Origin of the sequence: Paraburkholderia sp. CI2 (assembly GCF_014201055.1) — a bacterium.
GTDB classification, from domain to species: Bacteria; Pseudomonadota; Gammaproteobacteria; order Burkholderiales; family Burkholderiaceae; genus Paraburkholderia; species Paraburkholderia tuberum.
On record NZ_JACHDL010000002.1, the window covers coordinates 325,274 to 339,431 of the forward strand.

Below are 14,158 nucleotides of genomic sequence, written 5' to 3' on the forward strand. Positions count from 1 at the left end.
CGCTTCGTTGACCCGCTATCCGACGATGGGTACGCGAGGCACCGGAATCACGGTCAACGAGCGGATCCCTTGCGCGCCGCGAATCAACACACCCTCGATGTCCGCCGTTGCCGACGGCCCACTCATCAGCACCGAATAGTTCGCCTCGAAGAATTCCCGCCGGTGATACGCATGATGCAAATTTCCCACGATGTCGGCCGGGTCCAGCAGGGCGACGAGATGCTGGGACAGGTAGCCAAGCGAATTGACCAGGTACTCGGCCTCGCTTAGCCAGATCGAGCCGGTTTCGGCAACCGCGAACGACGGCCGAACGATGCCGACGTCGACGTCGTAAAGATCATGCGGGTCGGCCACGTCACGAACACGCCGTGCCCCCGCCACTTCGGGAACCGCCGAGCAGAACACCTGCGCTTCGGGAAACCGCGAGCGGACGAAGGCCTCGATATCTCCATTTGCCGGCGCGTCGACCCAGGTGCCACCGAGGAGCGCGAGCGATTTCTTGAACGTTTCCAGTGCGGGCGGCAGCTTCTCGTCGTATAGCGGCACGTCGGGAAGCGGACGCGGAGCGGGTTGGACTGCGCGCAGCTTCGCGAGGATCATGTTTCGGTTGCTCATTTCGCTTTCCTCTTTTTCAGGTACCAGTCACGGAACGTCTGCTTCGGCGCCTCGGGCACCTCACGCTGTTTGCCCCACGCATTAAACGGGTTGTAAAGGAACGCACGCGGCAACGTGCTGACAGCGCCATTCGCTGCCTTTGTGGCAGCGCGGTAGAGTTTCGGCTCCGACAGCACCTTGCCCGCCACCTTCATCGCCTCTTTTTTGACGAACGGCAACTCGTGCTTCTCCGCGATAATCTGCCGCCACTTATAGATCTGCTCGTGGATGTTGATACGCACCGGGCAGACGTTGGTGCAACTCCCGTTCATGGTCGAGGCAAACGGCAAGGCACTGTATTTCTTGAGGTCGTAGGTCGGATTGATAATTGCGCCGATGGGACCGGAATACACGCCGCCATAGCTGAGCCCTCCGCTGCGCCGATAGACGGGACACGTGTTCATGCATGCGCCGCAGCGGATGCATTTGAGCGAGTACCAGAAGTCATCCATCGCAAGGCGCTCGGAGCGGCCATTATCGACCAGCACGAAGTGCATTTCGCCGCCTGCGCGCGGCCCCCTGAAATGCGACGTGTACTGGGTGATCGGCGAACCGAGTGCACTACGCGACAACATCCGGATAAACACGCCAAGGTGCTCGAGCTTCGGAATCAGCTTCTCGATGCCGATCGACGCAATGTGCAGCGGTGGCACGTTCGCACTCAGGTCAGCGTTACCCTCATTGGTACACACTGTGATCCCGCCCGTCTCCGCAACGGCGAAATTACAGCCCGTCATGCCTGCGTCGGCGTTCAGGATCAGCGGACGCGTCGCCTGGCGCTGCGCTTCGGCGAGGTAATAAACATCGTGATTCTTCGGATCGGTGCCGATTGTCTTTGAGAACACGTCCGCAACGTCCGCGGCGAGCTTATGGACCGCGGGTACGACGATATGGGACGGCATCTGTTCATCGAGCTGCTGGATCTGCTCGCCGAGATCGGTCTCGACGACGGCGATGCCACGCGCTTCCAGGTACTCGCGCATCTCGCACTCTTCAGTCAGCATTGACTTGCTCTTGACGAGCGTCTTCGCGTTGTGGCTGCTTAGAATCTCATGGACGATGCGGTTATGTTCTTCCGCATCCGCGGCCCAATGCACAATCACCCCGTTATTCGTCGCATTGCGCTCGAACTCCTCCAGATAATCGGCAAGGTGAGTCAGCGTGTGCTCCTTGATTCCGGATGCGAGCGTGCGAAGCTCTTCCCACTCGTCGATATCGTGCACAGCCTGATCGCGCGATGTGCGCAAGCCCCAGAGACGCTTGTCGTGGAACTGGATGTGTTTTTCGTCCGCAATGAACTCGCGGGAAGACGTGACGTGATCGACGCGCTTCATGAACTTGCTCCGTTAAGAATCTGGGCGATGTGGATGAACTTCAGTCCGAGGCCGAGCCGGTCCGAACATCCTTTTTGATGCATTAGACACGACGAGTCGGCGGAAATGATGTACTCGGCCCCCGCCTGCTTGTGGTCACGGACCTTGTCCTGCCCCATCCGCGCCGACACGGGCTCTTCGCTCACGCAGAAAGTGCCGCCAAAGCCGCAGCATTCGTCCGGGCGCTCCGGTTTCACGAACTCGATGCCTCGAACCTTGCTCAACAGCGCAAGAGGCTTCGAGAAAGGCGTTTCCTTCACTTCGGACATGCTCGCAGTGCGCAAAGCCCGCAACGTCCCACAACTGTTGTGCAGGCCAACCTTGTGCGGAAAAGACGCCCACGGAAACGAATCGACTTTCAGCACATCGTGCAGGAACTCGACGAGCTCATAAGTGTTGGCACGCACCGCCTTGCTCTCCGTCGAAGGTGCTACAGCGGTAAGGTGATCGCGTACATGGTGCACGCAGCTCCCGCTCGGGGAGACGATGTAGTCGTATCCCGAGAAATTCCTCACGAACAGCGCTTCGGTCGCGGCGGCTTCCTTCTCGCAGCCGCTGTTACCCATCGGCTGGCCGCAGCATGTCTGGTCGAGCGGATAGTCGACCTCGCAGCCGACACGCTCGAGCAACTCCAGCGTTGCGATACCCACATCCGGAAAGAAGGAATCGATAAAGCAGGGAATGAACAAGGCAACTTTCATGACACTTCCTAAAAAATGACTTCGATATCGAGGATCAGTGGTATGTATGCGCTGCATCGACCTTTCCACGGAACACCCGATACGCGACCCACGTGTAGCCGACGACCATGGGCATCACGAACAACCCAGCCCCCCAGAACATGAACGTCTGACTCGACGCAGGTGCTGCAGCCTCTCGCAACGTCACCGAGAAAGGGACGATATACGGCAGAAACGACGCGGCGAGCGCGAGGAACGACACGGCAAAGAGCAACACGGTCATGCAGAACGAAAGCCGCAGCGCGTGGTTGCGATGGCCGTAAGCGATTCCAAGCGATGCGAGCAGACCGGCCACAGGCAGTACATACAGCGCACGATGTTCGTGCCATCGCGCTGCGACCTGAGGATGCGACACGATGGTTGTCGCGAAGACCACGGCTTCCGCAAGCAGCGTCATCCAGAGGAGACGCCCGATTGCGACGTATCCGAACGCCTGCACATCGCCCTCCGTTTTGAGTGCCAGCCAGCCGGCGCCGAGCAACCCGTAGCCGAGCACGAGACTCAGTCCGCACCAGAGCGAGAACGGAGTCGCCCATTCAAGTCCAGTGCCGACAAACTCCATGTTCTGCACCGGCAGGCCTTGCGCATACGCGCCGACAGCAGCGCCCTGCATGAACGCTGCAAGCAGCGAGCCGGCAAAGAAACACACGTTCCAGATCCACCGGCCGCGGACCGTCTTGTGGCGAAATTCAATGGCCACCCCGCGCGCGATCAGTCCGATCAGCATTCCAGCGAGCGGTAAATAAAACGCCGGCAACAGCAGCGCGTAGACGTCAGGGAACGCGCCGAACAGCGTTGCACCAGCGATCACCAGCCAGGTGCCGTTGCCATCCCATACCGGCGAGATGGAGGCGACCATGACGTCGCGTCGCTGTGTGTCGCCGGCGAAGCCACTCAGTACGCCGACACCCAGGTCAAAGCCGTCCAGCACGACGTACATCAGCAACGAAAATGCAAGTTCAGCCAGCCAGAAACAGGTCATCTTGAGTTCCTGATCAGTGTAATGATGAGAACTGCCGGGCAGTCATTCGTGCTTGGCAGCGTTGGGTTCCGCAGCAAGGTCGCTGTCCTCCCGGAACGTTTTGGCAATAGCATGGCCGCCCCAGTACGCGACCACAGGACGCGCATCGGGGCCTTTACGTACGATCCGATAGATATAGAAGACCCCGCAGCAGAAGACGAACCCGTAGACCGCAACGTACGCAGCAAGCGAGAGAGCGGCGAACTGGCCGGACAGATGTGGCGTCACGGCATCGGCTGTGCGCAAAACACCCCAGATCGTCCAGGGCTGGCGGCCAACTTCGGCGGTAAACCAACCGGTCAACACCGCAATGAAGCCGAGCGGGAAACTCCAGGCGACTGGCACCAACAGCCATCGGCGCTCATGCAGCTTCTTTTTCCGGGCGACGTAGCTGCCGACCCATGCGAGCAGCAGCATCAGCATTGCGCAACCCACCATCACGCGAAACGCGAAGAATGGAATGAGCACGGGCGGGCGGTCCGATCGCGGGAAATCCTTCAGACCGATTTCTTTCGCAGTGAGCGAGCTCGATCCGATAAGGCTGCCCAGAACCGGTATCTTCCATTCGAAGCGGTTGCTCTCGGTCGCCTCGTCCGGTAAAGCGATAATCACCTCGGCCGCTGGCTGTTCGTCCGACCAGCGACCTTCGATGGCGGCAAATTTAACGGGTTGCAAATCGTGGACATATTCGCCAGCCAGGTGGCCAAAGAGTATCTGCACCGGGATCAGCACGGCGGCAAGGCCCAGCCCCATGCGCAACATGACGGTGCCCTCGGACTTGTAGCGCCCCTGCAGCAAATAACGCGCCCCCACTGAGGCGACGCAAAACGCAGTGGTCAGGTATGCGCCGATCAGCATGTGCGGGAAGCGGACCCAAACCACGGAATTGAAGATGATCGCGGCCCAGTCCGTCGGGACGTATAAACCGTTCTCAATCCTGAAGCCCACCGGATGCTGCATCCAGCTGTTATTGACGAGAATCCAGAATGCCGACAGGGTGGTCCCTAGCGCTACCAGCATGCATGCGACGAGATACAGCCACTTCGGTACCCGATTGCGGCCAAACAGCATCATGCCGAAAAACGAGGCCTCCAGAGCAAACGCGGTGAAAGACTCATAGGCTAGCAGTGGCCCTTGAATCGGACCACTCGCGCGCGACAGCACGCTCCAGTTGGTGCCGAACTGAAATGCCATCACGACACCGGACACGACGCCCATTCCGAAGGCAACCCCGAATACCTTCAGCCAGAACTCGAAGACGCGTCGGTAAGTCGGATTCTGCGTAGCCAGTGACATCGCCTCCAGCAATGCAAGCCACGCGGCCAGGCCGATCGTGAAAGCAGGAAAGATAATATGAAACGAAATGGTCGCCGCGAACTGAATGCGCGACAGGGTCAGAGCGAGCGGTTGCATGCGCGGCCTCCGTGAAGTTGGGCCTTGGTAAGGAGTGTCGCGGCCTGCAGTTGCCCGCTCGTTTCAAGTCGGCCGCACTGCGTTACATCGGTAATGTAGAAAACCGTCGACTGATATGATTTCGCGTGTCAATCGGATCGGTTTTCAGTTTCTCGAGTACACCTCCACTGAATCTCCCGAGGGCGACGTAGCAGTAAGTCTCGACGGTGGATCGAACTGATATCCGCGGGCTGGCTACCGCCCAGTGAGCCTGCCGCGATCAAGGGAAACACTGATTTATCTGGCTCGGTTGTCATCGCTGACATAGCCGACGGCCTTGTAGCGAGCCGTACTACCCAAAGGGCGAGCGAGGCCGACCACCGGTTGATCTTGAACGGATGCTGCGGATTTACTTCCTGCAACAGTGGTACGGGTTGTCGGATGAAGGACTTGAAGACGCGCTGCCCCCCCAAGGGGGACTTCTTCCTGCGGGGCGTATGACAGCATTGCGATGCGCGCCATTTCAGCCATCGCTGACCCCTGATAGGGCTGAAAATCCGCTGTGTTCGCCGGTCATTTCGGTGAAGCACTTCCCACAGCAGACGGCAGTAATATTCGGCCAATAGTTCACACGCTTCTGAACGTCTTCCTTCATCTCGCCGCATTCATCGCAGCGATCCAGGACACTGACCTGCAGCGGTCGGGAGCGCCACTGTTCGAGCGCCTTCATGTCAGCAGCCCTCGTGTTGATCTGCGACGCCGACGGCGATGATGTTCTCGGCCATCTTCCGCAGTTCTGCCGACGTTGGATCATCTCGGCGCAGCTCAAGCAAATCTTTTGCGTTCGTGCTCATCGTGGCCCTCACTGGATACCGAAGGTGGCTAAGGTCAACAGTCCGGCGATACGCGTTCTTGTTCAGCCAGGGGACGAACGTGTAGCGTCGTACGCGTTGCTACCGATATGAATCCGGTTATGGAGAACGTTTAACATGGCGCCCCTCAAATGAAATCGCAAAGTCCATGGAATCAAGATAAATGAACAACCCGAAGAAAGCCATTCTACGAACGGTCGCAGCAATCCTCCGTTGGCATGGCGCGCTCATACGTTTGGATACTCGAGGCATCCAGCAAGTGAGTGTTCAAGTACGACAGAGTGCCTGGCCTCGAGTAATACGGCCGGTCCTAAGGGCTACCCGGCACTTGCGACTGGAACTCGGAGCAGAACTTACCCGATCGCTTGCTGTCCGAGCAGCGCCTTGACCGCCTCAACCAGTTCGCTACATCCGAACGACTTCGCAAGTGCCCGGTCCACACCGAGTTGTCGAGCCACTGAGCCAGCCATCGCGGGCCCCGCATGGAAGTAACCAGAGATGGCGACGATTGACGCCGCAGGAAAACGTGCGCGCAATGCGTCGATTATCTTCATTGAGCCGCTCTTCGGATCGCTCACATCGACCATGACAACCCTGGCCGCGAAGGCTGCAGGACCATGCGAACGATAACCTGCCACCCATTTGCGTAGCGACGTAACCTCCACATCATGGCGGCGAGCAACGACTTTGAGATCCGCTGTTCCCGAAACATAATCCTTGACGACCGCGAGCTTCGTCTCTTCCGAATACTTGCCCACAATACTCCCTGCAGAAGTGTCCAACTTCTGGGGGTCGGTCCAAAATTAGGTGGACACGATCGTCGCTTTCATCCCCTGCCGGTTCAAGGTGCCTTTGCCGGGCGCTTACGATGCCTCGAGGTATCCAAAAGTATGAGCGCGCTTTGCCAGAGGAGGATTGCAGCGACCGTTCGTAGAATGGTTTTCTTTGACTCGTCCGTTTATCTTGATTCCATGGACGACGATGACCTCCTGAGACTTCAGAAAGGGACACGCCGTTTCCGGACCCAGTCTTCGAATTTCTACCCGAGAGGTGATCCCATCATGCAGACCCCGACTTCCCAGCCCACCAACACGCTGCGCGGCCTCGCACTGTTGAACGATCCGGCACGCAACAAGGGAACGGCCTTTTCCGAAGATGAACGCCGGCGGCTCGGACTCGAAGGTCTTCTGCCGTCGTCGCCGGAAAGCCTCGACCGGCAGGTTGAGCGGGTGCTCGAACATCTTCAGTTCAAGCCAAACGATCTTGACCGGTACATCTATCTCATCGGTCTGGCGGATCGGAACGAGACAGTGTTCTACGCCACAGTGATGTCCGATCCAGCTCGCTTTATCCCGATCCTCTATGACCCGACCGTCGCAGAGGCCTGCCTCACGTTCGGCCATACCTACCGGCGCGCGCGCGGCATGTACATCACCCGGCACATGAAGGGGCGGATCGCCGAGGTCCTGAGCAACTGGCCGGAGCGCGACATCCGCTTCGTCTGCGTGTCGACCGGCGGGCGCATCCTCGGCCTGGGCGACATCGGCGCCAACGGCATGGGCATCCCGATCGGCAAGCTTCAGCTCTATACGGCCTGTGCCGCGCTACCGCCATCATGCCTCCTGCCGGTGCTGCTCGACATCGGCACGACCAACGACGTTCTGCGCGCCGATCCGCTCTATCTCGGCCTGCGCCAGAAGCCCCCCTCAGCTGCGGAGCTCGACGAGCTGACCGAGGAATTCGTCCAGGCGGTGCAGACTGTTTTTCCCGACTGCTGCATCCACTTCGAGGACTGGAAGGGCACCGACGCCATCCGGATGCTGAATCGGTATAGAGACAAGGTGCTGTGCTACAACGACGACATTCAGGGCACGGCAAGCGTCGTTCTCGCAGGCCTGACAACGGCGCTACAGATCATCGATGCGCCCTTGACCGAGCAGCGGATCCTGTTCCTCGGCGCTGGCTCTGCCGGGATCGGCATCGCCAACCTGGTTGTATCGGCCATGCAGATGAAGGGCCTGTCGCAGGACGCTGCACGCAGCCGCATCTCTATGTTCGACATCAACGGGCTGCTGGAGCCGTCCCGCACCGACCTCTCGGACGCGCAGAAGCCGTTCGCGCACAAGGGGCAACCATCGCAGGACCTTGTCAAGACCATCGAGACGCTGAAGCCGACGATCCTGGTCGGCGTCAGCACCAAAGGTGGTGCTTTCAACCAGCGAGTGGTCGAGACGATGAGCCGACTCAATGAGCGGCCGATCATCTTCGCGCTGTCTAACCCGACCTACAAGGCCGAATGCACGGCAGAGCAGGCCTACAACTGGTCAAACGGCAAGGCGCTATTTGCGGCGGGCGTGCAGTTCCCGGACGTGACACTCGGTGACAAGGTCTTCCACCCCGGTCAGGCCAATAATTTCTACATTTACCCGGCAATCGGGTTGGCAACGTACGTGGCACGCCCACGGCGGCTCACCGACGCATGCTTCATCGCTGCTGCCCGGGCGACGGCCGATCAGGTAGACGCGAATCTCCGTGCGGAGGGCATGCTGTATCCGAGCCAGGCGAACATCGTGGAGACGGAAGTGACGACGGCGACGCGGATTGCGGAATTCATGTTCGACGAGGGTCTGGCACAGGTCGAACGCCCGCGCGACATCCGCGCCTGGATTGAAGGGCAGCTCTACAAGCCGGAGTACTGAGCCAGTCATTCCGATAACCGCCTATGCGTAATCCGCCGCCACGCCGTGCGGCGGATCACTAGAGATTGTCATGCACATTCTTGTCGATATCCTCCGGCACCACCCGGAAATTGCCCTGTTCCTTGCCCTGGCGTTCGGATTCTGGTTCGGCAGCTTGAAATTCGGTTCCTTCAGCCTTGGTTCCGTCACGAGCACCCTGATCGCCGGTCTGCTGATCGGGCAACTGGACATAACCGTCGCTCCGGTCCTTCAGGACACGTTTTTTACGATGTTTCTTTTTGCCATCGGGTACAGTGTCGGGCCGCAATTCATTCCCGCCTTGAAGAAAGACGGGCTGCCGCAAGTTGTCTTTGCTCTGATCGTCTGTGCGGTTGGCGTGGCCACTTCTTATCTGGCTGCCAAGGTATTGGGATATAACGCGGGCCTCGCGGCGGGGCTGCTCGCAGGGGGTATGACCAACTCCGGAACGCTCGGCGTCGCGACAGCCAACGTCCATCAGCTCGGCCTGGATCCCGGCCAGACGCGCGCCATGGCAAGCCTCATCGCGATCGGGTATGCGGTGACCTATCCCTTCGGTACAGCCGGTGCCGCATGGTTTGTGTCGTCATTGGCACCGAAACTCCTGGGATTCGATTTGCAGAAGGGATGCAAGGAGTACGAAGCCACCAGGTTAGGTCATGATGCCGAGTCGGGTGGGGAGATGGCGAACCTTCCGCGGATGGCGCGCGCTTTTCGCGTGGAGAACGGGGATCTGGTCGGGCGCACCCCCAGGGAGTTCAATACCGAATTCGGGGATACGCTAGGGGGGGCATTCATCACCCGCTACCGCGCGGGCAGCGCAATCCTGGAAGCGGACACATCAACCTCCATTCACAGCGGAGCCACGGTCGCGATGGCGGGGTCGCCACAAGCGCTCTTTCACGCCGAAAAGATGGTTGGGCCAGAGGTCGACGACGGCGAACTGCTGGCATACACGGTAGAGAAGATCGACATCGTCGTGACCAGGAAGGCAGCCGCGAACCGGACGGTCCGCGACCTGGAACGCGACGAACTGGCCCGGTACGGCCGCCCCATTTTTATCCTTGGCCTGACGCGTCGCGGCCAACCCGTTGCATTAAGTCCAGACCTCAAGATCGAACACCGGGACGTTCTGACGGTACGAGGAGTGCACTCCCATGTGGAGGACCTTATCAAGTCGCTGGGTTCCGCCGATCGGCCCACCACCAAGTCGGACATCGCCTTCATGGGCGCGGGCATCGTGATCGGCAGCCTCGTTGGCACGATAACAGTTCACGCTGCCGGTGTACCGTTGAGCCTCAGTCCGAGCGTCGGGACGCTGCTGGCCGGTCTGATATTCGGCTATCTGCGGTCGATTTACCGAACGTTCGGAGGCATTCCAAAGGCCGGGCTCTGGGTGTTCAACAATGTTGGACTTAATGGATTCATTGCCGCCGTCGGGTTGAACGCAGGCCCCGGACTCGTTTCAGGTCTTGCGCATTACGGGGTCGGCCTGTTCGTCGCAGGCATGGTGGTCTCGCTGCTACCGATTGTTGTCGGTCTCTATGTCGGAAAATACGTTTTCAAATTCCATCCCGCCATCCTGCTGGGCGCCTGTGCAGGCGCCCGCACGTGCACCGCGTCCCTGGGTGCACTGCAGGAAGCGGCCCGGAGCACGGTCCCGACGCTCGGTTATACCGTCCCGTACGCTGTCAGCCGGATTGCCCTCGCGATCTCGGGGATTGTGATTCTTCTGCTCATGAAGTGATCGGCAAGGGCGATGCGAAACCTTGTACTTTGCCCCTGCGGTGGCGACTAATGGTTAGGCCATCACGCGAGCCGAGTAATTGGCTGCGCTTGGTGCGGGATGCTACGCATGTGCTCGACGGTTTGCTGTATCACGAGTCCGAGTTGAGCATCGACCAGCAAGCGAATTGAATTGACGACTGCTTCGGCCGCCGACTACGCGACAAGCATGAGCGACGACGAACGTCCGTTGTCTGGGTGTCTTTCCTGCCGTTCGACAGTCAACTGTGATCCGTTTGCTGGCAGCCTCTTACGGGTCGCTCACAACTCCATCGCTGCGCATGTCAGCTTTAGGGCTGAGGCGAACGCGTACTAGCTGGTCAGACTCGGCCCTTCGCGGTCCGTGCTTGCCGCGACGGCAAGACCTTAAATTCCACCCGCGGCCTTGGCGCGCGTCTGACGCCGACTGCTGGGACGTGGGCGGCGTTATCGCTCTTCGCGTTCGTTACCGGAGGCGGGCAATTACGGGGGAGGCCACGCCGAACCGACGCCGCCTGGGTTCTGAGTCAAGTTGGCGCGATATATACCAAAGTCCAATTGTCTTCACTCCCGATGGCGCCGATACTGCTTGAAGGAAATTCCGCACGCTGCACGCAGACCTTGCGGAATCGCCGAGTCGGTCAGTTCCGTTGTTCTTTCTGAGGGTCATCAATAGCGGGTGACCTTTTTTGCCGTCCCCCGCATGAGTCTGGGAGTGTTACATGAAGCGCTTTGTGGCTGCCACCTGTCTTCTGGGAGCTGTTATCGTGATGCCGGCATGGGCGCAAGCCCCGACAAAAATGAATCCGCTGAAAATGAAATGCGAGGACTTCGTGGCGGTAGATGAAGCTTACCGACCCGCTGTCGTCTACTACGTGGCGGGAGTGGACAAGCTCGGCGTAACGGAAACTGACACGATGGTGGAGGATACTGCGACACCAATCGGCGCGCTTGTTGCCGAGTGCCAGAAGTCGCCGAAGGCGTCGTTTCGTACGAAGGTCCGGCAGATGTACAAGAGCGGTCAACTCGCGCTTTTCGACCATCACTGAGCGGGCCGGTCGTGTCCATGTCAGTGCACGTGAGAGGACGAGGCGACCAGGCGGCCGCGCCGACTGCGGATGCCCGCGGTTGCGTGGATGAGGTCGGCGCGCGAACGGGCCGCTTGCTGGTGCAAAATGCTCACCCGAGAGTCTGTCTGGCGATACAGGCGACCGGCGCTTCCTGGCCGGTCCCTGCCTGAGGGCAATTGGCGGCACGCGACCCGCAACTGCACTTGAAAATTACCCGACGCGGTCGTTCGCAGAGTGAGTTATGGCAGACCGGTTCGTAGTCGCCGATCCGCAACAGCGTTCCTTCTACGTTCTTTTTGTATTTGCCACCTGGGGCTCCCAACTTACCACCGCACTGAGGGCACGGTTGGTTGAGCGTCAAGGATTAGCGCAGGAATGCGATGATTGCTGCCTCCGTAACGATGCCGAGAATGGTGCTGATGAGGATGGTCGCAGTAGCGTCGGCAGTGTACGTCTTGCTTTTCAGGGCAAACATAGCTGCGGCGGTTGCCGTCGGAACTGCACCTGTGATGATTGCCTGATGCGCGGGAGCTCCGCCGAGTCCTGACGTCAATGCCGCGACACCCATGACCACCGGTTGAGCGAAGTTTTTCAGAAGCAGATTAACTGCGACGTTCGCATTGATGCGGAACGGTTCTCCGTACAGCATGAGCCCCAAGGCGAACAGTGATGTTCCTCCCGCCGATTTCGCAACCATCGAGACAGACGCCATCACCGGGTGCGGCAGATGGACATGCAGAAAGGACAGGATTGCGCCGGACACAGGAAGCCAAACCATCGGATTGGTGACCGCCGCTCCAATGCTGTGCAGGAAAATCGATGCTATGCCTCGAGTCCCGTTTGCTGCGCTGCTGGTGTCGGCCACCTGGATTAGCACAATCGTCAGCGGCAACATGAGCAGGCTCGTTACAAGGTTGCCCAGTAATACCGGGATGAAGCCTGCGGGACCAAAGACGGCCAGTAGTATCGGCGCGCCGAAGTACGCCATGTCGGGGAAGGCGCAAACAAGCGCCTGATTGGAAGCCGTTTTGAGGTCGTGCCTGAATGCAAACTTGCCGACCATGAGTGCCAGCAGGAATATACCCATCAGGCCAACTGCGAGTGTCACCACCAACGGAATGTTTTCCAGCTTGGAAGGCGTTGTTTCGACGGCACCTTCAAACAGCGCTAGCGGTAGTGCAAAGCGAATGACAAACACAGCGAGGACTCGCGCGTCGTCGTGAGCGAGCACTCGCAATCTGCCTGCGAGCCAGCCCAGGCACATGGCGACTGCGACGGGCAGCAATGCATCAAGTATGGTCGATATCATGATGGGGTATGGGCGAGCCGACATTGCCGTCGACGTTCGAGGCGGAGCGAAGGTCCTGATACACGGGCTGCCAAATCTTGGCCGCGATGAGAGTCCGTCATCGCGCGCCTGTTTGGGCCACCTGATAAGCAACCTGCGTAACCACTCGGGCAGAATTGACATGCGTTCCGGTGCAAGTTGTGATCTCCGTTTGCTCTGTCAGACTCCGGGCGTAAGCCAAAGGGCGCAGCCTGGACGAACCCGACCAGATGAATCGATTGACAGCCTTCGCCCCGTTGCGTTTGGAGACCAAGTCCAGCACAACGGTCTCCGACCGAAGGACCGAAGAAACCGTTGACCAAAGAAGACGGTGCCCTTGCAGCTGCGCGAAGGCAGCGACCATGGAATCAAAATAAGCTGCCAAGACAGAAAAGACCATTCTACGAACGGCACGAATTGCTTCTGCTTAGGAATTGCTGTCTCATACATGCGTATGACTGTCTGATGGGCAACGGCTGACGTTACATCACCGTCAAGGGGCCAAGGCTCGAACACACGATTCACGGATGCCTCGAGGTATCCAAACGTATGAGTGCGCTATGCCAACGGAGGATTGCAGCGACCGTTCGTAGAATGGCTTTCTTCGGGTCGTCCATTTATCTTGATTCCATGGACTTTGCGATTTCATTTGAGGGGCGCCATGTTAAACGTTCTGCATAACTGGATTCATATCGGTAGCAATGCGTACGACGAGTACACGTTCGTCCCCTGGCTGAACAAGAACGTGTATCGCCGGACAGTTGACCTTAGCCGCATCTGTGTCCAGTGACGGCCACGATGAGCACGAACGCAAGAGATTTGCTCGAGCTGCGCCGAGATGATCCGACGTCGGCAGAACTGCGGAAGATGGCCGCGAACATCATCGCCGTCGGCGTCGCAGCTCAACACGAGGGTTGCTGACATGAACGCGCTCGAACAGTGGCGCTCCCGACCGCTGCAGGTCAGTGTCCTGGATCGCTGCGATGAATGCGGCGAGATGAAGGAAGACGTTCAAAAGCGTGTGAACTATTGGCCGAATATTACTGCCGTCTGCTGTGGGAAGTGCTTCACTGAAATGACCGTCAGCGATGACGACCGAGCCGGATAAACCAGTGTTTCCCAGGCATCCTGTTGTTTACTGAAAGATATCGAAATCACCACTTTCAATATATTGGACTTCAGCATGCATTGCCAGGTCCTGCTCCAAGCGTCAACCGACAATAGGGAA

13 protein-coding genes and 1 pseudogene are annotated in these 14,158 nt (G+C 58.9%); 5 read left to right on the forward strand and 9 right to left on the reverse strand.

Annotated features, from left to right (window positions below; all coding sequences use genetic code 11):
- Positions 1-15 precede the first annotated feature (15 nt).
- The 5 genes from HDG32_RS05235 to HDG32_RS05255 are packed head-to-tail and all read right to left on the reverse strand — an operon-like array spanning position 16 to position 5,201.
- Positions 16-615 carry an LUD domain-containing protein gene (locus HDG32_RS05235; protein WP_184063990.1) on the reverse strand — a complete coding sequence of 200 codons (600 nt, stop codon included), beginning with the start codon at positions 613-615 and terminating at the stop codon, positions 16-18.
- A complete protein-coding gene (locus HDG32_RS05240; protein ID WP_184063993.1) occupies positions 612-1,988 on the reverse strand; it encodes a lactate utilization protein B in 1,377 nt (458 codons plus the stop codon). The genes HDG32_RS05235 and HDG32_RS05240 overlap by 4 nt, the downstream gene beginning before the upstream one ends.
- Positions 1,985-2,728: a (Fe-S)-binding protein gene (locus HDG32_RS05245; protein ID WP_184064196.1), complete on the reverse strand. Its 744-nt coding sequence runs from the start codon at positions 2,726-2,728 to the stop codon at positions 1,985-1,987. Before HDG32_RS05245 ends, HDG32_RS05240 begins: the two co-directional genes overlap by 4 nt.
- Before the next feature lie 34 nt (positions 2,729-2,762).
- Positions 2,763-3,749: a cytochrome d ubiquinol oxidase subunit II gene (cydB, locus tag HDG32_RS05250; RefSeq protein WP_184063996.1), complete on the reverse strand. Its 987-nt coding sequence runs from the start codon at positions 3,747-3,749 to the stop codon at positions 2,763-2,765.
- Between the two features lie 42 nt (positions 3,750-3,791).
- Complete coding sequence (locus HDG32_RS05255) at positions 3,792-5,201, reverse strand: cytochrome ubiquinol oxidase subunit I (protein ID WP_184063998.1); 1,410 nt, start codon at positions 5,199-5,201, stop codon at positions 3,792-3,794.
- A gap of 323 nt (positions 5,202-5,524) precedes the next feature.
- On the opposite strand from HDG32_RS05255, the pseudogene HDG32_RS05260 reads away from it, so the two are divergent.
- Positions 5,525-5,644, forward strand: a pseudogene (locus HDG32_RS05260) (transposase); the annotation flags it as partial.
- 59 nt (positions 5,645-5,703) lie between these two features.
- On the opposite strand, the gene HDG32_RS05265 reads toward HDG32_RS05260, so the two are convergent.
- The 3 genes from HDG32_RS05265 to HDG32_RS05270 form a co-directional block, all read right to left on the reverse strand.
- On the reverse strand, positions 5,704-5,910 hold the full coding sequence (locus tag HDG32_RS05265; protein ID WP_184064000.1) for a hypothetical protein: 207 nt from the start codon (positions 5,908-5,910) through the stop codon (positions 5,704-5,706).
- A 1-nt stretch (position 5,911) separates the two neighbouring features.
- On the reverse strand, positions 5,912-6,034 hold the full coding sequence (locus tag HDG32_RS36240; protein WP_260335760.1) for a hypothetical protein: 123 nt from the start codon (positions 6,032-6,034) through the stop codon (positions 5,912-5,914).
- A 371-nt stretch (positions 6,035-6,405) separates the two neighbouring features.
- Complete coding sequence (locus HDG32_RS05270) at positions 6,406-6,810, reverse strand: transposase (RefSeq protein WP_184064003.1); 405 nt, start codon at positions 6,808-6,810, stop codon at positions 6,406-6,408.
- Positions 6,811-7,113: 303 nt separating this feature from the next.
- On the opposite strand from HDG32_RS05270, the gene HDG32_RS05275 reads away from it, so the two are divergent.
- From HDG32_RS05275 to HDG32_RS05285, 3 genes are all read left to right on the forward strand, one after another.
- Positions 7,114-8,751: an NAD-dependent malic enzyme gene (locus tag HDG32_RS05275; protein ID WP_184064005.1), complete on the forward strand. Its 1,638-nt coding sequence runs from the start codon at positions 7,114-7,116 to the stop codon at positions 8,749-8,751.
- A gap of 70 nt (positions 8,752-8,821) precedes the next feature.
- The gene (aspT, locus tag HDG32_RS05280) at positions 8,822-10,516 is read left to right on the forward strand and encodes an aspartate-alanine antiporter (protein ID WP_184064008.1); all 1,695 of its coding nucleotides are present in this window, start codon (positions 8,822-8,824) and stop codon (positions 10,514-10,516) included.
- 739 nt (positions 10,517-11,255) lie between these two features.
- A complete protein-coding gene (locus HDG32_RS05285) occupies positions 11,256-11,582 on the forward strand; it encodes an HdeA/HdeB family chaperone (protein ID WP_184064011.1) in 327 nt (108 codons plus the stop codon).
- 385 nt (positions 11,583-11,967) lie between these two features.
- On the opposite strand, the gene HDG32_RS05290 is transcribed toward HDG32_RS05285, so the two are convergent.
- Positions 11,968-12,936: an AEC family transporter gene (locus HDG32_RS05290; protein WP_311539603.1), complete on the reverse strand. Its 969-nt coding sequence runs from the start codon at positions 12,934-12,936 to the stop codon at positions 11,968-11,970.
- 916 nt (positions 12,937-13,852) lie between these two features.
- Between HDG32_RS05290 and HDG32_RS05295 the strand changes: the two genes are divergently transcribed.
- Complete coding sequence (locus HDG32_RS05295; protein WP_184064014.1) at positions 13,853-14,038, forward strand: hypothetical protein; 186 nt, start codon at positions 13,853-13,855, stop codon at positions 14,036-14,038.
- Positions 14,039-14,158: the final 120 nt, after the last annotated feature.

What these genes read in the sequence shown, in the direction of transcription:
- HDG32_RS05235 (WP_184063990.1), bottom strand. Translation starts at nt 615, where the DNA reads ATGAGCAACCGAAACATGATCCTCGCGAAGCTGCGCGCAGTCCAACCC.
- HDG32_RS05240 (WP_184063993.1), bottom strand. Translation starts at nt 1,988, where the DNA reads ATGAAGCGCGTCGATCACGTCACGTCTTCCCGCGAGTTCATTGCGGAC.
- HDG32_RS05245 (WP_184064196.1), bottom strand. Translation starts at nt 2,728, where the DNA reads ATGAAAGTTGCCTTGTTCATTCCCTGCTTTATCGATTCCTTCTTTCCG.
- cydB (WP_184063996.1), bottom strand. Translation starts at nt 3,749, where the DNA reads ATGACCTGTTTCTGGCTGGCTGAACTTGCATTTTCGTTGCTGATGTAC.
- HDG32_RS05255 (WP_184063998.1), bottom strand. Translation starts at nt 5,201, where the DNA reads ATGCAACCGCTCGCTCTGACCCTGTCGCGCATTCAGTTCGCGGCGACC.
- HDG32_RS05265 (WP_184064000.1), bottom strand. Translation starts at nt 5,910, where the DNA reads ATGAAGGCGCTCGAACAGTGGCGCTCCCGACCGCTGCAGGTCAGTGTC.
- HDG32_RS36240 (WP_260335760.1), bottom strand. Translation starts at nt 6,034, where the DNA reads ATGAGCACGAACGCAAAAGATTTGCTTGAGCTGCGCCGAGATGATCCA.
- HDG32_RS05275 (WP_184064005.1), top strand. Translation starts at nt 7,114, where the DNA reads ATGCAGACCCCGACTTCCCAGCCCACCAACACGCTGCGCGGCCTCGCA.
- aspT (WP_184064008.1), top strand. Translation starts at nt 8,822, where the DNA reads ATGCACATTCTTGTCGATATCCTCCGGCACCACCCGGAAATTGCCCTG.
- HDG32_RS05285 (WP_184064011.1), top strand. Translation starts at nt 11,256, where the DNA reads ATGAAGCGCTTTGTGGCTGCCACCTGTCTTCTGGGAGCTGTTATCGTG.
- HDG32_RS05290 (WP_311539603.1), bottom strand. Translation starts at nt 12,936, where the DNA reads ATGTCGGCTCGCCCATACCCCATCATGATATCGACCATACTTGATGCA.
- HDG32_RS05295 (WP_184064014.1), top strand. Translation starts at nt 13,853, where the DNA reads ATGAACGCGCTCGAACAGTGGCGCTCCCGACCGCTGCAGGTCAGTGTC.